This window comes from Rhizobium sp. LCM 4573 (assembly GCF_001854865.1).
Classification (GTDB): domain Bacteria; phylum Pseudomonadota; class Alphaproteobacteria; order Rhizobiales; family Rhizobiaceae; genus Neorhizobium.
This window is the reverse complement of the sequence record NZ_MDDW01000001.1, coordinates 352,016-369,249: the sequence shown is the minus strand read 5'-3', so window position 1 is coordinate 369,249 and position 17,234 is coordinate 352,016. Positions and strand designations below refer to the sequence as shown.

The 17,234-nt window shown below is 62.6% G+C and carries 20 protein-coding genes; 15 read left to right on the top strand and 5 right to left on the bottom strand.

Features of this window, described 5'->3' with window-relative positions; all coding sequences use genetic code 11:
* Positions 1–248: 248 nt before the first annotated feature.
* Both LCM4573_RS01880 and LCM4573_RS01875 read left to right on the top strand, forming a co-directional pair.
* On the top strand, positions 249–3,866 hold the full coding sequence (locus LCM4573_RS01880) for a response regulator (protein ID WP_244505207.1): 3,618 nt from the start codon (positions 249–251) through the stop codon (positions 3,864–3,866).
* Positions 3,867–4,145: 279 nt separating this feature from the next.
* The gene (locus LCM4573_RS01875) at positions 4,146–4,574 is read left to right on the top strand and encodes a hypothetical protein (protein WP_071004135.1); all 429 of its coding nucleotides are present in this window, start codon (positions 4,146–4,148) and stop codon (positions 4,572–4,574) included.
* A gap of 49 nt (positions 4,575–4,623) precedes the next feature.
* Here LCM4573_RS01875 and mnmD read toward each other — a convergent pair whose 3' ends face one another.
* Complete coding sequence (gene mnmD / locus LCM4573_RS01870; protein ID WP_071004134.1) at positions 4,624–5,370, bottom strand: tRNA (5-methylaminomethyl-2-thiouridine)(34)-methyltransferase MnmD; 747 nt, start codon at positions 5,368–5,370, stop codon at positions 4,624–4,626.
* Here mnmD and LCM4573_RS01865 point away from each other — a divergent pair.
* From LCM4573_RS01865 to LCM4573_RS01805, 13 genes are all read left to right on the top strand, one after another.
* Positions 5,369–6,559, top strand: coding sequence for an FAD-binding oxidoreductase (locus tag LCM4573_RS01865; RefSeq protein WP_071004133.1), 1,191 nt, complete (start codon positions 5,369–5,371; stop codon positions 6,557–6,559). The two genes, mnmD and LCM4573_RS01865, sit on opposite strands and share 2 nt — an antisense overlap.
* Before the next feature lie 121 nt (positions 6,560–6,680).
* Positions 6,681–7,388, top strand: coding sequence for a DUF1045 domain-containing protein (locus tag LCM4573_RS01860; protein WP_071004132.1), 708 nt, complete (start codon positions 6,681–6,683; stop codon positions 7,386–7,388).
* Between the two features lie 59 nt (positions 7,389–7,447).
* Positions 7,448–8,305: an AraC family transcriptional regulator gene (locus LCM4573_RS01855; protein WP_071004131.1), complete on the top strand. Its 858-nt coding sequence runs from the start codon at positions 7,448–7,450 to the stop codon at positions 8,303–8,305.
* A gap of 178 nt (positions 8,306–8,483) precedes the next feature.
* Complete coding sequence (locus LCM4573_RS01850; protein ID WP_071005129.1) at positions 8,484–9,149, top strand: AzlC family ABC transporter permease; 666 nt, start codon at positions 8,484–8,486, stop codon at positions 9,147–9,149.
* Positions 9,146–9,448: an AzlD family protein gene (locus LCM4573_RS01845; protein ID WP_071004130.1), complete on the top strand. Its 303-nt coding sequence runs from the start codon at positions 9,146–9,148 to the stop codon at positions 9,446–9,448. Before LCM4573_RS01850 ends, LCM4573_RS01845 begins: the two co-directional genes overlap by 4 nt.
* 69 nt (positions 9,449–9,517) lie before the next feature.
* On the top strand, positions 9,518–10,444 hold the full coding sequence (gene puuE / locus LCM4573_RS01840; RefSeq protein ID WP_071004129.1) for an allantoinase PuuE: 927 nt from the start codon (positions 9,518–9,520) through the stop codon (positions 10,442–10,444).
* A complete protein-coding gene (uraD, locus tag LCM4573_RS01835; protein ID WP_071004128.1) occupies positions 10,441–10,938 on the top strand; it encodes a 2-oxo-4-hydroxy-4-carboxy-5-ureidoimidazoline decarboxylase in 498 nt (165 codons plus the stop codon). The genes puuE and uraD overlap by 4 nt, the downstream gene beginning before the upstream one ends.
* Positions 10,939–11,034: 96 nt before the next feature.
* Positions 11,035–11,328, top strand: coding sequence for a nucleotidyltransferase family protein (locus LCM4573_RS01830; RefSeq protein WP_071004127.1), 294 nt, complete (start codon positions 11,035–11,037; stop codon positions 11,326–11,328).
* Positions 11,325–11,687 carry a DUF86 domain-containing protein gene (locus LCM4573_RS01825; RefSeq protein WP_071004126.1) on the top strand — a complete coding sequence of 121 codons (363 nt, stop codon included), beginning with the start codon at positions 11,325–11,327 and terminating at the stop codon, positions 11,685–11,687. Before LCM4573_RS01830 ends, LCM4573_RS01825 begins: the two co-directional genes overlap by 4 nt.
* A 1-nt stretch (position 11,688) precedes the next feature.
* A complete protein-coding gene (locus tag LCM4573_RS01820; RefSeq protein WP_071004125.1) occupies positions 11,689–12,189 on the top strand; it encodes an ureidoglycolate lyase in 501 nt (166 codons plus the stop codon).
* A complete protein-coding gene (uraH, locus tag LCM4573_RS01815; RefSeq protein ID WP_071004124.1) occupies positions 12,186–12,542 on the top strand; it encodes a hydroxyisourate hydrolase in 357 nt (118 codons plus the stop codon). Before LCM4573_RS01820 ends, uraH begins: the two co-directional genes overlap by 4 nt.
* Positions 12,542–13,282, top strand: coding sequence for a metallophosphoesterase (locus LCM4573_RS01810; protein WP_071004123.1), 741 nt, complete (start codon positions 12,542–12,544; stop codon positions 13,280–13,282). Before uraH ends, LCM4573_RS01810 begins: the two co-directional genes overlap by 1 nt.
* A gap of 105 nt (positions 13,283–13,387) precedes the next feature.
* Complete coding sequence (locus LCM4573_RS01805; RefSeq protein ID WP_071004122.1) at positions 13,388–14,245, top strand: hypothetical protein; 858 nt, start codon at positions 13,388–13,390, stop codon at positions 14,243–14,245.
* 10 nt (positions 14,246–14,255) lie between these two features.
* Here the strand turns inward: LCM4573_RS01805 and LCM4573_RS01800 are convergent, their stop codons facing one another.
* From LCM4573_RS01800 to LCM4573_RS01785, 4 genes are all read right to left on the bottom strand, one after another.
* Positions 14,256–14,660, bottom strand: a complete 405-nt coding sequence (locus LCM4573_RS01800; protein ID WP_071004121.1) for a type II toxin-antitoxin system HicB family antitoxin — start codon at positions 14,658–14,660, stop codon at positions 14,256–14,258.
* A complete protein-coding gene (locus tag LCM4573_RS01795) occupies positions 14,657–14,845 on the bottom strand; it encodes a type II toxin-antitoxin system HicA family toxin (RefSeq protein WP_071004120.1) in 189 nt (62 codons plus the stop codon). The genes LCM4573_RS01800 and LCM4573_RS01795 overlap by 4 nt, the downstream gene beginning before the upstream one ends.
* Positions 14,846–14,892: 47 nt before the next feature.
* Complete coding sequence (locus tag LCM4573_RS01790; protein WP_071004119.1) at positions 14,893–16,038, bottom strand: alpha-hydroxy acid oxidase; 1,146 nt, start codon at positions 16,036–16,038, stop codon at positions 14,893–14,895.
* Between the two features lie 152 nt (positions 16,039–16,190).
* On the bottom strand, positions 16,191–17,162 hold the full coding sequence (locus LCM4573_RS01785; RefSeq protein ID WP_071004118.1) for a quinone oxidoreductase: 972 nt from the start codon (positions 17,160–17,162) through the stop codon (positions 16,191–16,193).
* Positions 17,163–17,234: the final 72 nt, after the last annotated feature.

Genomic DNA, 17,234 nt, shown 5'->3' with positions numbered 1-17,234 from the left:
GGTGACGCGGGGCAGCTCACGCGGCGGCCGGAAGGTGAAAGCTTGGCACCCATGTGGTGGTTTTTCGCAGAAAAGTCAAGCGAATGTTTCGCAACTGCGAAGATGCGGGGCTTTGAAAATCGCCCGCTGGCGGCAACGCGTTGTTAACCCTAATCGTGATGTTATCCCGCGGTTGGAGGACAATCCGAGTCGCGCAGGCGTGGAGGCGGCGCGATGAAGTGGGGGAACCGTTGGAGACGGAAAGCGAATTGCTGAAGACGGCCTGCGAGCGGATCAACGACCTGCAAGAACCCGCCTTCATCAAGGATAGCGCGCTCAATTACGTTGCGGTCAACGACGCTTACGCGCGGCTGTTCGGCCGCCCGGTGGAGGAGTTCGCCGGTACACAGAGCCGGGACTTCGCGGGCAAGGAGGAAGACGCGGAGCGCAAGGAAAAGGAATGCCGCTCGATCGTCTTCGGCACCGAGGAAGTGGCCCGCCGCTTCGACCATTCGGGCGTCCTGCTTTATGAGATCCATATCGAGCGCTTCCTTTCGGAGGATGACCGGACATTCCTCTTCGGGACCTTCCATTCCGTCGAGCGTAGCGCGGCCGAAGCTGCCGGCCCGTCGGCCGCGATCATCGCCGCGAATGGCGGGATCGGCGTGCTGGATAGTGCCCTGCTTCACGATGCCCTCGACATGCTCGAGATGGGTATCGGCATCTATGACGCCGACAATGCGCTGGTCTACAGCAATGCAGAGCTCATCAACCACTTCACCTCCCATGTCGAACTGCAACCGGGCATCAACCTCGCGGAAATCCTGGGGTTCGCCTATGACAGGAAGCGGCGTGAATCCCCCGTCCGCTTCGTGCGGGACAATCCCGACCGCGACGCCTGGGTGGCGGAGAGGCTGAAGCGCTTCGATCTGCCCTATGCGGARAAGGTCAAGCAGTTGTCGGACGGCCGCTGGATGCGCAGCATCAACAAGCGGCACGATAACGGTGCTCTGATCGCCATCCGTCACGACGTAACGGAATTCAAGGAACAGGAAATGGCGCTGCGCCGCGCGCTGGCCGAAGCCGAGCTTCTGCGCGCGATGCTGGAGGATCTGCCGGTCGCGGTCTTCATGCGCGACAGCCGGCAGCGGCTCGCCTTCGCCAATGGCGCCTACGAGAAGATGTACGAGGTCAAGCGGGAGGATATCCTCGGCAAGACCGAACGGGAAATGTTTCCGGGCCGGGCCGAGCGTGCCCTGGAGGAAAACGACCGGCTCCTGGCTGATGGCGCGCTGAGCGAGAAGACGGAGGAGAAGTCCTTTCCGGACGGCCGCGTCGTCCCGGTCATCACGCGCCAGAAGAGGATCGTCGCGGCGGACGGCGAGCCGCATATCGTCGGTTCGATCACCGATATCACGCCCATCAAGGAGGCGATGGAGAAGGCCGACAAGCTGCGTCAGGACCTGCAGACCATGCTGCAGGCCATGCCGGTCGGCGTCGCGATCCTCGATGAGGATTTCATCTTCGAATACGCCAACTCCGCCTTTTACGGCTTCTGGGATGCGGGCGACCGCTCCGAGCTCGCCGGGCGTTCCTACCGGGACTTCCTCAAGGTCAATTTCGATCACGGCATCTACGCCGGTTCGGAACTTTCCTTCGAGGAGATCTATGAGCAGCGTATCGCGGCCCTCACCGACCAGGAGGGAAAGCCGCCGATCGAGGTGACGAGCCTGAGGGGCCGTGTCATTCTCATTTCGGGCACGCGGCTCACCGGCGGCAAGCTTCTGTTGAGCTACATGGACATCACCGCGGCGCGCAAGCGCGACGAGGAGGTTCAGGAGGCCCGCGCGGCGCTGGAGCGCCATGGGGCGCTGATGCGAGACGCCACCAGCGCCATGTCGCAGGGGCTGCTGATCCTTCATGACGGCGAGATCATCTTCTCCAACGATGCGCTGGCGCACATGCTGCAAATCCCGGCGGAGATGACGGTGCCCGGCGCCTCATGGCGGGAAATCTTCCGCCTGGCTGCAAGACGCGGCGATCTTGGGACCTCCGACGAGGCCATGACGACGCTGAGGACCTGGGAAGAGAGCGTGGCGCTCGGCAAGCCGGTTTCGGCCGCCCTGCATGTCGACGGCAAGCGCTGGCTTCAGGTGGAGGCCAATATCACCGGCAGCGATCATTGGCTGGCGGTCTTTACCGACGTCACCGAAATGAAGGACCGCGAGGCGGACCTCACGCGCCTGCTTCACCGGGCGGAGGCGGCCGACCGCGCGAAATCGGAATTCCTTGCCAATATGAGCCACGAGATCCGCACACCGATGAACGGCGTGCTCGGCATGGCGGAGCTGCTCTCCAAGTCGAACCTCGATACCCGGCAGAAGACCTTCGTCGATATCATCGTCAAATCCGGCAACGCGCTGCTCACGATCATCAACGACATCCTGGATTTCTCCAAGATCGATGCCGGGCAGATGAAGCTCAGAAAGGCGCCCTTCGATCCTGTCGAGGCAATCGAGGACGTGGCGACGCTGCTTTCCTCTTCCGCCGCGGAGAAGGACATCGAGCTCATCGTGCGCGGCGATGCTTCCGTGCGCGATACCGTGATGGGCGATGCAGGCCGCTTCCRGCAGATCGTCACCAATCTGGTCGGTAATGCGGTGAAGTTCWCCGAAAAGGGGCATGTCTTCATCGATCTTCATTCCGAACAGCACGGGCCGGGCGGAGTGATGCTGGYGATCCGCATCGAGGATACCGGCCTAGGTATCCCGGACGACAAGCTGCAATCGGTCTTCGAGAAGTTCTCTCAGGTCGATTCATCCTCGACCCGCCGCCACGAGGGCACCGGCCTCGGCCTTGCGATCACCGCCGGCCTGGTCGAACTCTTCGGTGGCAGGATAGAGGTGGAAAGCGAAGTCGGGCGCGGCTCGGTCTTCACCGTGCATCTGCCGTTCGAGGTGGTCAGCGAACGAAGCAGTCCGGCGCTCCTGCCGATCAACACCAGCGGCGCGCGCATCCTCGTCATCGACGACAATCCGGTCAATCGCCGCATCCTTACCGAGCAGCTCGGCATGTGGGGTTTCGATACCTTCGCCGCCGAGGGAGGCGCCGAAGGGCTTGCGATCCTGGACGAAGCGGCCAAGCTCGGCTTTGTGATCGACGCCATCGTGCTCGACTACCACATGCCGGAAATGAACGGCATGGAGGCTGCCGGCCATGTTCGCCGCGACAGCCGGTTCGATGGCGTCGGCATCATCTTCCTCACCTCCATGGACATGGCGGGCGACGACAGCGCCTTCGCGGCGCTCAACATCCAGGCGCATCTCATGAAGCCTGCGCGCGCCAATCTTCTGCGCAGCACGATCATCGATGTGGTGCGTTCGGTGCGCGCCACGCGCCGCGCCCCGGTTTCGGCTCCGCCCACGCTGCCCGCGGCGGCGGCCGGTCCTCAGCGGGGTGCCGCGCATTCGACGCCGTCCGTAAAGGCGGTATCGGCGCTGGACGTGCTGGTCGCCGAGGACAACGACGTCAACCAGATCGTCTTCACACAGATATTGCAGGCGACCGGCTGGAATTTCATGATCGTCAAAAACGGCGCCGAGGCCGTGGACGCATGGCAGAGGCACGATCCGGCCGTCATCATCATGGATGTCTCGATGCCGGTGATGAACGGCCATCAGGCGACCCAGCGAATCCGTGAACTGGAAGGGAAAACCGGCGCCCATGTGCCGATCATCGGCGTCACGGCACATGCGCTGGAAAGCGATCGCGAACTCTGCTTCCAGGCCGGCATGGACGACTACCTTTCGAAGCCCATCAGCCCCGAGGCGCTGGAGACGAAGATCCGCAACTGGATCGGCGATGTCGCGAAATCGGCTCTGCTGTAACAGGTGTGGGGCGTCGTAGAACGGGGTTGGCGTTATACTATTTTGAGAAACCAGTATAACTGAAGGACCGAAGCAGGCCATCCGGCTCCCGGCCGCCCGAAATCCGGCCTTCTTGAGGCAAAATCGGCAGCTGGAACATTATTTTACTTTAACATGACAGGCTCGGCCGCCAGCCGTAGATTTTTCCGTGAGCTGAATGCTGCCGGCGGCGACCGCCGCGACGCGACAGCATGAGACAGCTTGCCGGAAGCCTGCTTCCGAATTTGGAGGAGACGAGCCATGCGCCGTTTCATCAAGACAACAGCACTTTCCGCCYTCTTGTTATCGACCCTCATTGGCGGCGCCTATGCCGCCGGCATCGGGACCGATAACGATTCCAACGACTACTATGTCGGGGCCGATCCGCATGCGGATGCGTTGAACCCACCGATGCCGCGTCCAGCTCCCATGATGACCGGCAGCATCCACCAAGGCATGGTGGAAAGGCCAAGACTGATGCATGTGCTGTCGGAACTGCGTGCCGAGGACCGCAGGATCGACAGGATGAGCATGGCAGCGTCCCGGCCGGTCAGGCATGAGGAGGCGAATATCCGCGCTCAGGCGATCGCCGTGGCCGATCGGCATGACGGGGTGATCCCGAACCGGAACTATCAGCAGCTGCAGCGGGAAATTCACAAGCTTGATCGGGATATCGTCCGGTCGAGCTGAGCCTTGAGCCGTCGTCAAGGCTTCCGCGCGCCGGCGGTCTTGACGACGGTTATCCCGGTTTCCTTCCGCACAGCATCTCGCGCTTGCCCGCAAAGCCCGGACGGCGCTCCACGATGAAGCCCGCCGCCTGCAGGTTGCGGCGCACGAAGCCCGCCGCCGCATAGGTGCCGAAGGTGCCTCCCGCTGCGGTCTTGTGGTGGATGGTCCGCATCAGCTCCGGCGACCACATATCCGGATTGCGCGAGGGCGCGAAGCCATCGAGGTACCAGGCGTCGAAACCAGAGGGCGCGGCCGAAACACCCTCCAGCGCCGGTCCGCAGACCACTGAAAGCCTCGTTTGCTCATCCACGGCAATTTCTATGATGCCGAAGGGTTCGGCGGGCCAGGCAGCGACCAGTGCTTCCCTTTCCGCCTTGATCTCAGGCCAGTGCGAGAGCGCGCGATCGATATCCTGACCGCTCATCGGGTAAAGTTCGAAGGACATGAAATGCAGCCGGCTGTCCGGCTTGCGGTACAGCTTCCATTGCCGCCAGGTCTCGCAGAAATTGAGCCCGGTGCCGAAGCCAAGCTCTCCGATCAGGAAGTCTCCATTTGGTGACTTCGGCTGCGCCCAGCGATCCGGCAGGCCATTGCCGGAAAGAAAGACATGGCCGCATTCCAGCCGCCCGTCGGTGCGGCAATAAAAGTGATCGCCAAATTCCCGCGAATAGGGCATATCGCCGTCGTTCCAGTCCAGGGTCTGGGTTTCAGGCATCTGGCCTTTGTTTGCGGAAGTATCGGGATCACGGTCGCTCATGGCACATGCGGATAATCCTGCCGGTTCCGCCGGTCAATCAGGATATCTTCAGCGCTCCGCCGATCTCGTCATCATCGGCGGCGGGATCATGGGCCTCTGGGCGGCGGTCAAGGCCGAGCGGCTCGGCATCGATACGCTTCTCGTAGATGCGGGCCGGCCGGGACAGGGGGCGAGTGGCGGGCTGCTCGGCGCGCTGATGCCGCATATGCCCGACAAGTGGAACGAGAAGAAGCAATTCCAGTTCGATGCGCTGTTTTCGCTCGAGGACGAGATCGCGAAGATCGAGGCTGCAACCGGCATCGCCTGCGGCTATCGCCGTTCCGGCCGGCTGATCCCGCTGCCGAAGCCGCATTTGCGTGAGATCGCGCTCGGCCATTCGGCGGATGCCGAGGTCCACTGGCGGCGGGGTGACCGCCGTTTCTTCTGGCATGTGCTCGACCGCTCTCCCGACCCGTCCTGGGTCGATCCCGCCTTTGCCGAAGCCGGGCTCGTTGACGATACGCTTGCCGCCCGCGTGTCTCCGCGCGGGCTGATCTCGGCGCTTGTCGGCTTCCTCAAGAGGGCACAGCATGTCCGCTTGGCGCAAGGGCTCGCGGTCGAGCGGATCGATGCGGCTGCCAACAGGGTACTTTTCCGCGATGGCGAAAGCCTCGCTTTCGGTTCCTGCATGGTGGCGGCCGGACATCGGTCGTTTCCTCTCATCGAGGCGCTCGGGCCACCTCTGCCGCGCCGCGTCGGCCAGCCGGTGAAGGGGCAGGCGGCGCTTCTTAAAGCGGATATCGATCCCTCGCTGCCGGTCGTCTTCCTCGGTGGGCTCTATATCGTGCCGCATGAAGGGGGGCTCGTCGCGGTCGGCAGCACCAGCGAGGATGTGTTCGAAAGCGAAACCGGAACGGATGCCAGGCTCGACGAACTTCTTGGCCGGGCGAGGGCGCTATCGCCGGCTCTGCGCGATGCGCCGGTGGTCGAGCGCTGGGCGGGGCTGCGTCCGAAGGCGATCGGCCGCGACCCCATGGTTGGCCCGCATCCCGATCACCCGCAAGTGATCGCGCTCACCGGCGGCTTCAAGGTGAGCTTCGGTCTGGCGCACCGGCTTGCGGATGCCGCGCTTTGCGCGGTGGAAGGCCGCGATACGAGGCTTCCCCCGTCATTTTCCTTGGAAAATCATCTCGCTGCCGCTTCCCGCTAGGCGCGCAAATCGCAACTTTCCGTCGTCAATCTGTCACGCAAATCACGTACCTCCCTTCGCAGGGATTGATGAGCAATGCGTGAAATACAGAGTTGGGGAAGGAAGCACGGGAAGTTGACGCATGCGCTACGCCATTCATTTCACGCCTCCGGTTCACGATCCGCTCGCGGTCGCCRCAGCCGAGTGGCTTGGCCGTAACGCCTTTTCGGGCGAGGCCGTCGAGCCGCCGCCGACCCGCGACATCGGCATACACGACGTTGCCTTCAATACCGCGCTGCCCCGCCGCTATGGTTTCCACGCCATGCTGAAGGCGCCGTTTCGTCTGGCACCCGGCGTCACGGAGCCGGCGCTGCTTCGCCACCTCATGCGCTTTGCCGGCAGCCATCGTCCGTTCGAGCTGCCTAAGCTGGAGGTCGCGCGGCTCGGCAATTTCTTCGGGCTAGCACCCGTCATGCCGAGCACCGCCATGCATTTTCTGGCGGCGGCCATCGTCCAGGAATTCGACGTCTTCCGCGCGCCGCTGACCGAGGCCGAGATGGAGCGCTGCGATCCGGACAGTCTCACCGCCTCGCAGTTCACCAACCTGCTTCGCTGGGGCGATCCGCATGTTATGGACGAGTTCCGTTTCCACATGGCCCTGACCGGGCCCCTTTCCGGCATCGACATACCGCGCTTCGAACGGGCTCTGCGGGTTCATTTCGATCCGTTTCTGACGAGGCCGGTGGAGATCGCCAATCTGGCGCTCTTCGTAGAGGAGGAGCCGGGCGCGCCCTTCCTCGTGCATTCCCTGCACCCCATGGGGCGGGTGGCGGCGCGCCGGATCGCCTGATCCGGCTGCCCGTCACTTTTGTTCAAGAGACGGTAGCACGGTCGTGCTATGCTGCCCTCATGCAGAACGTCTCTCAGGAACAGGCCGCCGATTTCATGCCGCTCGCGCGGGCGGAAAAGACCCGCTTCTGGCGCGACGGCCGTTTTCACAGCATGGAATGCCTGACGGCGACCTTTCTGACGCACGAATTCGCCCCGCACGCGCATGATACGCTCAGCATCGGCGCGATCGAGAGCGGCAGCCAGATCGCGACCATCCGCGGCGCCCGCGAAAGTTCCGGACCCGGCGACCTCTATCTCATCAATCCGGGCGAGATCCACGATGGGGCGCCCGCTGGCGGCGGCTATCGCTATCGGATGATCTATCCCGACATGGCACTCTTCCGGGAAATCCTGGAGGAGGTCACTGGCCGCTCCTTCCATGGCACGCCTGCCTTTGGCAGGCAGATCCTGCATGACCAGCCGCTCGCTGATGCCTTCCTGAAGGCGCACCGGATGCTGGAAGAGGGAGCGGGAGCGCTCGAAACCGGTCAGGGCATGTATATGGTGTTGGCCGCCATGTTCCAGCGGCACGGGAGCTCCATCATCGTTCCTGTCGATACCGCGGAACGTTCGGCCGTCCGCCGGACGCGTGATTACCTCATGGAGAACTTTGCCTCCGATATCGGGCTGGAGGAGCTTGCCGCCGTTGCGGGCCTCAGCCGCGCGCATCTCATCCGCGCCTTCCGCAAGGAATTCCACATCACCCCGCATGCCTTCCTCACCGATATCCGCATCCGCAAGGCGCGGCGAATGCTTCGCAGCGGCGCGCCTCCGGCGGAAGTCGCGCTCGAATGCGGCTTCGCCGACCAGCCGCATTTCACGCGTCACTTCAAGGCGCGCACGGGGCTGACACCCGGCCAGTATCGCGCCGGATAACCAGCGCGCTCCCACGTCACTTTCATTCAAGACGCTGTCTGTCGGGCGCTCTATGCATGCCCCTCACCCTAGCCCTCTCCCCGCGAGCGGGGAGAGGGCTAGGGTGAGGGGCATTGAGCGGGCATGACAGCTGAAGGTTTCAACATTGAACGGTAATGCAACAGAATTCCTCGGCGGCATGCGGGCGATCGCGCCGCTGATCGCCGCCGTCATCCCGATCGGGCTCGTCTTCGGCGCGCTCGCCGCCACCAAGGAGCTTTCACCGCTGGAGACCGGTCTCATGAGCGCGCTGGTGTTTGCCGGCGGGTCGCAGTTCGTGGCCATGGATATCTGGACGCATCCGGCTTCCTGGACTGGGGTGGGCTTTGCCGCGCTCTTGGTCAATATCCGCCATGTGCTGATGAGCGCATCGCTGGCGACGAAAATGCAGAGCTTCGGCCCACGCTCCCGTTACCTCGCCATGCTGTTTCTTGCCGACGAGATATGGGCCATGGCGGAATTCCGCGCCGGGGTGGCTCGCCTCACGCCCGCGTGGTTCGCCGGCCTCGTCGCTCCTTTCTATCTTGCCTGGGTGCTTTCCGCCCTTGCCGGGGCAACGCTTGGCGCCTTTCTCGGCGATCCGGTGGTGCTGGGCCTCGACTTCGCCTTTCCGGCCGTCTTCATAGTGCTCGTCATCGGCTTCTGGAAGGGGCCGGAAACCGGCGCGGTTCTTCTGGCGAGCGGAGTGGCGGCCGTCGTCACGCAGCATTTCGTGCCGGGCGTCTGGTATATCGCCGCCGGCGCGCTGGCCGGCCTGATGGCTGCCATCGTCAGCGGTCATCGTCGAATGGAGGTCACGCCATGACGCTCGATTTCGCCACGCTTCTTGCGATCCTCGCCATGGCGGTCGCCACCATGCTCACTCGCGTAAGCGGCCTTTTCCTCATCCGGCATGTGTCGCTTGAGGGAAGCCGCCGCAAGGCGATCGAATCGATCCCGCCCGCTGTGCTGATGGCGGTGGTGGCGCCCACGGCCTTCTCTACGGGAATTGCCGAAACGCTCGCCTGCGCGGTGACTGCTTTCGCTGCATTCCGCCTGCCGATGCTGGTTTCGGTGGCACTTGGCGTCGCCTCGGTCGCCATCCTTCGCTCGCTCGGACTGTAAGGCGCGTTTCCATCTCGACATTCCGCGAGACGGTGCGCTACCGTCATGCGGAATTTTCGAGGTGATTTCATGCTGTCAAAAGATTACCCGCGCGATCTCGTCGGCTACGGTCGCTCCATCCCCGATCCGAAATGGCCGGGCGGGGCCAACATCGCTGTGCAGTTCGTCATCAATTACGAGGAAGGCGGCGAGAGCTGCATTCTGGATGGCGACCCCGCCTCGGAATGCCTCCTTTCCGAGATCGTCGGCGCCGCCCCCTGGGCCGGCCAGCGCAATCTCAACATGGAATCGATCTACGAATACGGTTCGCGCGCCGGCTTCTGGCGGCTCTGGCGCCTTTTCACCGAGCTTAAGGTGCAGGCGACCGTCTACGGCGTAACGCTCGCCATGGCCCGCAATCCGGAAGCGGTCGCCGCCATGAAGGAAGCGGGTTGGGAGATCGCCAGCCACGGCTATCGCTGGCTGGAATACAAGGATTTCGCGGAGGATCTGGAGCGCCAGCACATTCTGGATGCCGTCCGGCTCCACACCGAGCTTACCGGCGAGCGGCCCTACRGCATGTATCAGGGCAAGCCGTCCGCCAATACGCTGCGGCTGGTGCAGGAAGAGGGAGGCTTCCTCTATTCCTCCGATTCCTATGCGGACGATCTGCCCTATTGGGTGCCGGGAGTTGATGGCAAGCCCTTCCTCATCGTTCCCTATACGCTCGAAACCAACGACATGCGCTTCGCCACCGCGCAAGGCTTCAATACCGGCGACCAGTTCTTCACCTATCTCAAGGATGCCTTCGACACTCTCTACAGGGAGGGCAGGGAAGGCAGCCCGAAGATGATGTCTGTCGGCCTCCATTRCCGCCTCGTCGGCCGTCCGGGTCGGGCAGCGGCGCTCCGTCGCTTCATGGAATACGTGCTTTCCCATGACAAGGTCTGGATACCGCAGCGCCTCGAGATCGCCCGCCATTGGCATGAGCATCACAAGCCGGAGGAGTTGATTTGAGCGCGCGCGCCGATTTCGTCGAGAAGTTCGGGGGTGTTTTCGAGCATTCTCCCTTCATCGCGGAGCGGGCCTATGATGCGGGGCTCATGCTCGTGCCGCTGAGGGCGAAGGGCGTCCACGATGCGCTGACCTCGATCTTCCGCAGGGCGAGCCGCGAGGAACGGCTCGGCGTGCTGCGGGCGCATCCGGATCTTGCGGGCAGGCTCGCGATCGCCGGCGAGCTTACGGAGGACAGCCGCAAGGAGCAGGCCGGCGCCGGTCTCGACCGCCTGAGCGAGGAAGAACATGCACGTTTCACCGAACTCAACAGCGCCTACACGGAGAAATTCGGCTTCCCCTTCATCATCGCGGTGAAGGGGCTTACCAAGGACGATATCCTGGTCGCCTTCGAGCGCCGCATCCACAACAGCGCCGAGGAGGAGTTCGAGACCGCCGCCGCCCAGGTGGAAAGGATCGCGCTCCTGCGCCTGGAAGCCCTGTTTGCGGAGAGCTGAAGGCCCCAAATTTCCAGGCTTCACGACACCAAGGCGTGAGTTCTTTCCTCTGCCCCGCCGCTGGCTTATATTGTCGGCATCAGGAGTGATGCCGTCATGAGACCGTCGGAAGTCTTGGAGAAGAACAGGCATGCGATCCGCGAAGCCACCAAACGCTTCAACGCGGCGAATCCGCGTGTCTTTGGCTCCGTGGCGCGTGGCGAAGACGGGCCGGACAGCGATATCGACATTCTCGTGGATGCGCTGCCGGGAACAACGCTTTTGACCCTGGGCGGACTTCAGGACGCTTTGGAGCAGATGATGATCGGAACTCCGGTTCATCTTCTGACGCCGGAGGATTTTCCGGAAAAGATCAGAGGTCGTGTTCTATCGGAAGCAAAACCCATATGAGTTCCGATCGTATTCTTCATCTACTTGATCGGATCGAACGGGCGGCATCTCAAGCCTATGCGATGATCGAGAATGTCAACAAGGCTGATTTCCTGAGCGATATAGTGCTGCAGCGTGCGGTTGGAATGAGTCTGTTGATGGCTTCGGAAACGGCGGCTCAACTTATGAAATTCAGCCCGGAGTTCATCATGGAACACCCGGAAATTCCCTGGACTTCGCTTCGTGGCATGCGTAACCGCATTGCTCACGAATATTTCGACATCAATCTAGAAAGGGTCTGGAGCACCGTGAAGGACGACATTCCTGAACTTCGCGACAAGCTTCATATGCTGCGCCACTGGCGCGCCCAAGGCGAATGACGTGACTGAATATCTTGAAATCAAGCCTCTCTCCAGGGAGGCCTTTGCGCCTTTCGGYGATGTCATCGAAACCGATCCAGCCAAGATGCGGCTCATCAATAACGGCAGCACCGAGCGCTATCATGCGCTGGCGGAACCCGTTGTCATCGGCGAGCCGATCCGGCTGATCTTCAATATCTTCCGCAGCCAGCCGCGGCTGTTTCCCTACGAGATCGGGATGATGGAGCGGCATCCCTTTGCGAGCCAGAGCTTTACGCCTCTTTCCGGCCGGCCTTTCCTCGTTGCCGTCTCGGATGATGAGAATGGCAAGCCCGGCAAGCCGCAGGTTTTCTTCGTCGGGCCGCAGCAGGGCGTGAACTATTTCCCCAACGTCTGGCACCATCCCCTGATGGCGCTCGGCACCGTCAGCGATTTCCTTGTGGTGGACCGGGACGATCCAGCGGCCAATTACGAGGAGTATTTCTTCGAGACGCCTTATCTGATTGCGGAGCCCAAGCCATGACCGGTCTCACCACCCATGTCCTGGACACGGCCAAAGGGATGCCGGCCAAAGGCCTGAAGATCGATCTCTATCGGCTGAGCGGCGAAAGCCGCGAGAAGCTAACGACGGTCACCACCAATTCCGATGGCCGCGTCGATGGCGGGCCGATCCTCGCGGGCGACACCTTCACCGCCGGCGAATACGAACTCGTCTTTCATGCGGGCGATTATCTCAGGGCAGGGGGCGTCGAACTTCCGCAGCCCGCCTTCCTGGACACCATCCCGATCCGCTTCGGCATTGCCGACACCACGGCGCATTACCATGTGCCGCTGCTTCTTTCACCCTATGGCTATTCCACCTACAGGGGAAGCTGATGCGCTTTGCCGCGATCGCCGACATTCATGGCAACTGCGCCGCGCTCGAGGCGGTGCTTGCCGATATCCGAAGCCTCGGCATCAGCGGCATCGTCAATCTCGGAGATTGCTTGAGCGGTCCGCTGGAAGCGGCGCGCACGGCCGATCTGCTCATGCCGCTCGATCTTCTTACCGTGCGCGGCAATCACGATCGCTATCTCATCGAGACGCCGGCCGGCGAACTTGCCCCTTCGGATGCCCACGCACACGCGCAGCTTTCGCCCGGGCACCTGGCTTGGCTGGAAAGCCTTCCCGTCAGCGCGGTTTATCGGGATGAGGTCTTTCTCTGCCACGCGACCCCGCGAAACGACAACGTTTATTGGCTGGAGCAAGTTTCTCCAGCAGGACATGTATTCCTCAAATCGCTCGAGGAAATCGAAGCCGTTGCGAAAGGCATCGAGCAACCGCTCATTCTCTGCGGACACAGCCACATTCCGCGCGCCGTCCAGCTTTCGGATGGCCGGCTTATCGTCAATCCCGGTAGCGTCGGCTGCCCTGCCTATGACGACGATACGCCTTATTACCACAAGGTGGAGGCGGGGCACGGCATGGCCTCCTATGCGGTCCTGGAGAAGACCTCATCCGGCTGGGTGCCGCAGTTCCGCAACGTATCTTACGACCACATGGCGATGTCCCGCCTTGCGGCCGGCAACGGCCGGCCGGACTGGGCCATGGCGCTTGCACTGGGTCGGGTGGGATAAGCACCCATTCCGCCGGTGCACGGCGAGATCGAAACTTTTCGGAAAGTTTTCGGCAGCGATACTCCGGCCGATTCTTGAAGCGCATCGATTCCCGAAGATCAGGCGATGCTTTCATTTCTTGTCTTGATGCATGTCGTCGGAAAACCGCTTTCCGCGATGTGCCTGAAGGAGATCGACATGGCCAGGTCCGGCTCGAAAGGCACGCGCAGGAAAAGCGGCGGCAGGCGTTCCGCATCGGCAAGGTCGGGCTCGTCTCTGCTGCCTTGGGTGGCGGCGCTCGTCGTCGTGGCGGGCGGCATCGCGGCCTATGACAATTCTCGGGAAGTTCGCCGTTTCTTCAACGGCTTCGGCAGCGGCAAGCCCCAGGAGACGGCTTCGCGGAAAACGCCGAACCATCCCGTGCCGCCGAAGCCTGTTCCCACCCGGCAGGCCGCTGTCAGCCGTTCCGCGGCCGAGACTTTCCCCACTCCGCCGGCTCCCATTCCTTCCGCACCCGTTCGGCAGGTCGCAGCGCTCGTGCCGCCGCAGCCGATCGTCAAGCCGGGTGTGATCGAACCAAAGGATGCGACGCCCAAGGAGGCGGTGGTGAGGCCGGGCGACAGCCTTTCGGGTGCCTATCAGGCGAAATTCTATCTCTGCGGCACGGCCAAGCAGGATGATTGCGTCGTCTCCGCCGATCGCTTCGTCTTCCACGGCCAGAAGATCCGTCTCGTCGGCATCGAAGTGCCCGATATCAAGAAGCCGCGCTGCGAGACCGAGCGCATCAAGGCGAGCGATGCGGAACTCAGGGTCCGCGCCTTCCTCGATGCCGGTCCCTTCGAACTCGTCACCTGGCAGGGCAATACCGAGGAGGTCGATGGTCACAAGCTGCGGCAGGTTACCCGCAACGGCATGTCGCTGGCGGATATCCTCGTCCGCGAGGGACTTGCCCGCAGGCCCGGCAGTAATGCCGGCTGGTGCTGAGCGGACGGTCTCAGACTGCCGAATCGCGCTCGATCTCATGGCGTGCTGCGCGGGCCAGAAAGCCCGAGCGGGATAGGCCGCGCTTCGACGCGTAGGCGTCGATGCGCTCCAGGACGTCTTCCGGCAACGTGACGTTGATGCGCACCGCCTTGGATGCAGGCGTCTTGAGCGTAACCAGGATTGCCACCGCTTCCCGATTGGCCGTATCGGCCATCACGCTTTCTAGACTGGAAGCTTCGGGGATCGCCTCGCCATCCTCGATCATGCCCTCGACGTGGAAGGCGAGCGCTTCTTCGGCCATGCGCCGGGCTTCATCCAGGCTCGAACCAGCGGTCACGACGCCCGGAAAGTCCGGAAATGAGACGCCGAAATCGCTATCTGCATCCTTGTGGATCAAGCCGATATAGTTTGTCATGGCAGCTTCAGCCCGGATTGCTTCTCTATGCTGCGGAGCATGCCGATCGGCATATCACGTTTCGGATGCGGCACGGTCACACGGCCCGGTTTTGTTGGGTGCTTGAATTGGACGTGGCTACCTTTCCTGTTCACTTCGAACCAGCCGTCCTTCCGCAGGGCCGCGATAACCTCCGTACCTTTCATGTCAGAAATTGTGCATACTTATACACACTGTCAAGGTGCGTGAACGTTCAAAACCGCACATCCGCAATGATATTCCGATCCACCGCCTGGATATCCCGCTTGCCGCAGAGAGCCATGGTGATGTCCATCTCCCGGCGCAGGATTTCCAGCGCCGTGGTGACGCCGGGTTTGCCCATGGCGCCGAGGCCATAGAGGAAGGGGCGGCCGATATAGGTGCCGCGCGCACCGAGCGCCACGGCCTTCAGCACGTCCTGGCCGGAGCGGATGCCGCCGTCGAAATGCACTTCGGTCCGGTCGCCGACAGCCTCCACGATGCGCGGCAGCATGCTGATCGAAGAGAGGGCGCCGTCGAGCTGCCGGCCGCCGTGGTTGGAGACGATGATCGCATCGGCGCCGGTGTCGGCGGCGGCGCGCGCATCCTCCTCGTCGAGAATGCCCTTGATAATGAGCTTGCCGCCCCAGAGCTTCTTGATCCACTCGATATCCTTCCAGGAAAGCCGGGGATCGAACTGTTCCGCCGTCCAGGCGCCAAGCGAGGAGAGATCGGAGACGTTCTTGGCATGGCCGACGATATTGCCGAAACCGCGCCGCTTCGTCTGCAGCATGGTGAGGCACCATTTCGGCCGGGTGGCAAGCTGGATGGCGTGGTTGAGCGTCCATTTGGGCGGCGCGGAGAGGCCGTTGCGCAGGTCCTTGTGGCGCTGGCCGAGGATCTGCAGGTCGGCGGTGACGACGAGCGCGGAGCACTTCGCCGCCTTGGCGCGCTCGATCAATGCCTCCACGAAGGCACGGTCCCTCATCACATAAAGCTGAAACCAGAACGGCCTGGAGGTGACGGAGGCGACGTCTTCGATCGAGCAGATGCTCATGGTGGAAAGCGTGAAGGGTACGCCGAACTCTTCCGCCGCCTTGGCAGCCAGCATCTCGCCGTCGGCATGCTGCATGCCGCACATGCCGGTCGGCGCCAGCGCTACCGGCATCGAAGCCTGCTCGCCGATCATGGTGGTCGCGAGCGAGCGGTTGGTCATGTCCACGAGCACGCGCTGGCGCAGCTTGATCTTCGAGAAATCTTCCTCGTTGGCGCGGTAGGTGCCCTCCGTCCAGGCGCCGCTGTCGGCATAATCGAAGAACATCTTCGGTACTCGGCGCTGGGCGAGGGTCTTCAGGTCGGCGATGGTAAGGGGCTTGGACATGAGGCGGGACTTCCGGGATGGGCAGTGTATACCTTCAACTAACACGAAATTTTCGTTGCGGTCACCGAAAATTACGCGGGTGTTCGCGAAGGTCCCCAGGTCCACGGAAAACGGCCGGCAAACGCTTCCCGACGCCCGTTGTCGCCCTGCCGTTATCCTGGAATAAGCAGCAGACTCCCCGTCACTTTACCGCTTTCCAGCGCCGCTTGAGCTTTCGCCGCCTCCTCCAATGGATACTCGCCCGCCACGGTCGCAATGATGCCCTTCCTCATCGCCGCGATGGCGGCTTCCGCCGCTTCCCTGTAATTCGCCGTATCGGCCACATAGGCCATGATGCTTGGTCGAGAGAGCGATTTTCCGGGCCGCAATTCGTCCACGGAAAGGGGCGGGATTGGCCCCGCCGCCTGGCCGATCGAAGCCGCCATGCCGAGGGGCCGCACGCTGTGGATCGTCTTCACGAGCATGTCCCCGCCAATCCCGTCATAGGCAACATGCACGCCCTTGCCATCGGTCAGCGCTCTGACTTCGGAAACGATGTCGGCATCGCGCCCGACGATAACATGATCGGCGCCGTTCGAGCGGGCGAAATCCGCCTTCTCCTGCGTGCTCACGGTCCCGATCACGGTTGCGCCGAGATGCTTTGCCCAGCGGGTGAGGATGGTGCCCAATCCACCGGCCGCCGCATGGACGAGGATCACCGTGCCGGCCTCCACCGGATAGGTCTTGTGGAGCAGCATATAGGCCGTCATGGTTTTGAGGAGCGACGCTGCCGCGATCTTCGGGGAGAGGTCCGCGGAAAGGGGAATTGCCCTTGCCGCCGGCAGCAGGCGTATCGAGGCATAGGCTCCCGGCGTTCCTCCATAAACCACGCGGTCGCCCGGCTTGACACTCTCGACGCCTGGTCCGACCGTCTCCACCACGCCGGCGGCCTCGACGCCCAGAACGGCGGGATAGGAGGGCAGCGTGTAGGTGCCGTTGCGGTGGTAGATATCGAGGAAGTTCATGCCGATCGCCTCGTGCCGCATGAGGATTTCGTCTGCGCCCGGCTGCAAGGCCGGCTGTTCGGAAACCTGGAATCTGTCCACGCCGCCGGGTGAAAGAAGCGATACCGCGATATCCGTCATCGTCGTCTCCATAACTGATCGATGACCGGATGATGGGCGATGGCATGTTGTTTGGAAATTCCCTATAGTTCG

What these genes read in the sequence shown, in the direction of transcription:
- LCM4573_RS01805 (WP_071004122.1), top strand. Translation starts at nt 13,388, where the DNA reads ATGCTTTCATTTCTTGTCTTGATGCATGTCGTCGGAAAACCGCTTTCC.
- LCM4573_RS01830 (WP_071004127.1), top strand. Translation starts at nt 11,035, where the DNA reads ATGAGACCGTCGGAAGTCTTGGAGAAGAACAGGCATGCGATCCGCGAA.
- LCM4573_RS01795 (WP_071004120.1), bottom strand. Translation starts at nt 14,845, where the DNA reads ATGAAAGGTACGGAGGTTATCGCGGCCCTGCGGAAGGACGGCTGGTTC.
- LCM4573_RS01845 (WP_071004130.1), top strand. Translation starts at nt 9,146, where the DNA reads ATGACGCTCGATTTCGCCACGCTTCTTGCGATCCTCGCCATGGCGGTC.
- uraH (WP_071004124.1), top strand. Translation starts at nt 12,186, where the DNA reads ATGACCGGTCTCACCACCCATGTCCTGGACACGGCCAAAGGGATGCCG.
- LCM4573_RS01790 (WP_071004119.1), bottom strand. Translation starts at nt 16,038, where the DNA reads ATGTCCAAGCCCCTTACCATCGCCGACCTGAAGACCCTCGCCCAGCGC.
- LCM4573_RS01865 (WP_071004133.1), top strand. Translation starts at nt 5,369, where the DNA reads ATGGCACATGCGGATAATCCTGCCGGTTCCGCCGGTCAATCAGGATAT.
- LCM4573_RS01800 (WP_071004121.1), bottom strand. Translation starts at nt 14,660, where the DNA reads ATGACAAACTATATCGGCTTGATCCACAAGGATGCAGATAGCGATTTC.
- LCM4573_RS01825 (WP_071004126.1), top strand. Translation starts at nt 11,325, where the DNA reads ATGAGTTCCGATCGTATTCTTCATCTACTTGATCGGATCGAACGGGCG.
- mnmD (WP_071004134.1), bottom strand. Translation starts at nt 5,370, where the DNA reads ATGAGCGACCGTGATCCCGATACTTCCGCAAACAAAGGCCAGATGCCT.
- LCM4573_RS01810 (WP_071004123.1), top strand. Translation starts at nt 12,542, where the DNA reads ATGCGCTTTGCCGCGATCGCCGACATTCATGGCAACTGCGCCGCGCTC.
- LCM4573_RS01850 (WP_071005129.1), top strand. Translation starts at nt 8,484, where the DNA reads ATGCGGGCGATCGCGCCGCTGATCGCCGCCGTCATCCCGATCGGGCTC.
- LCM4573_RS01785 (WP_071004118.1), bottom strand. Translation starts at nt 17,162, where the DNA reads ATGACGGATATCGCGGTATCGCTTCTTTCACCCGGCGGCGTGGACAGA.
- LCM4573_RS01855 (WP_071004131.1), top strand. Translation starts at nt 7,448, where the DNA reads ATGCAGAACGTCTCTCAGGAACAGGCCGCCGATTTCATGCCGCTCGCG.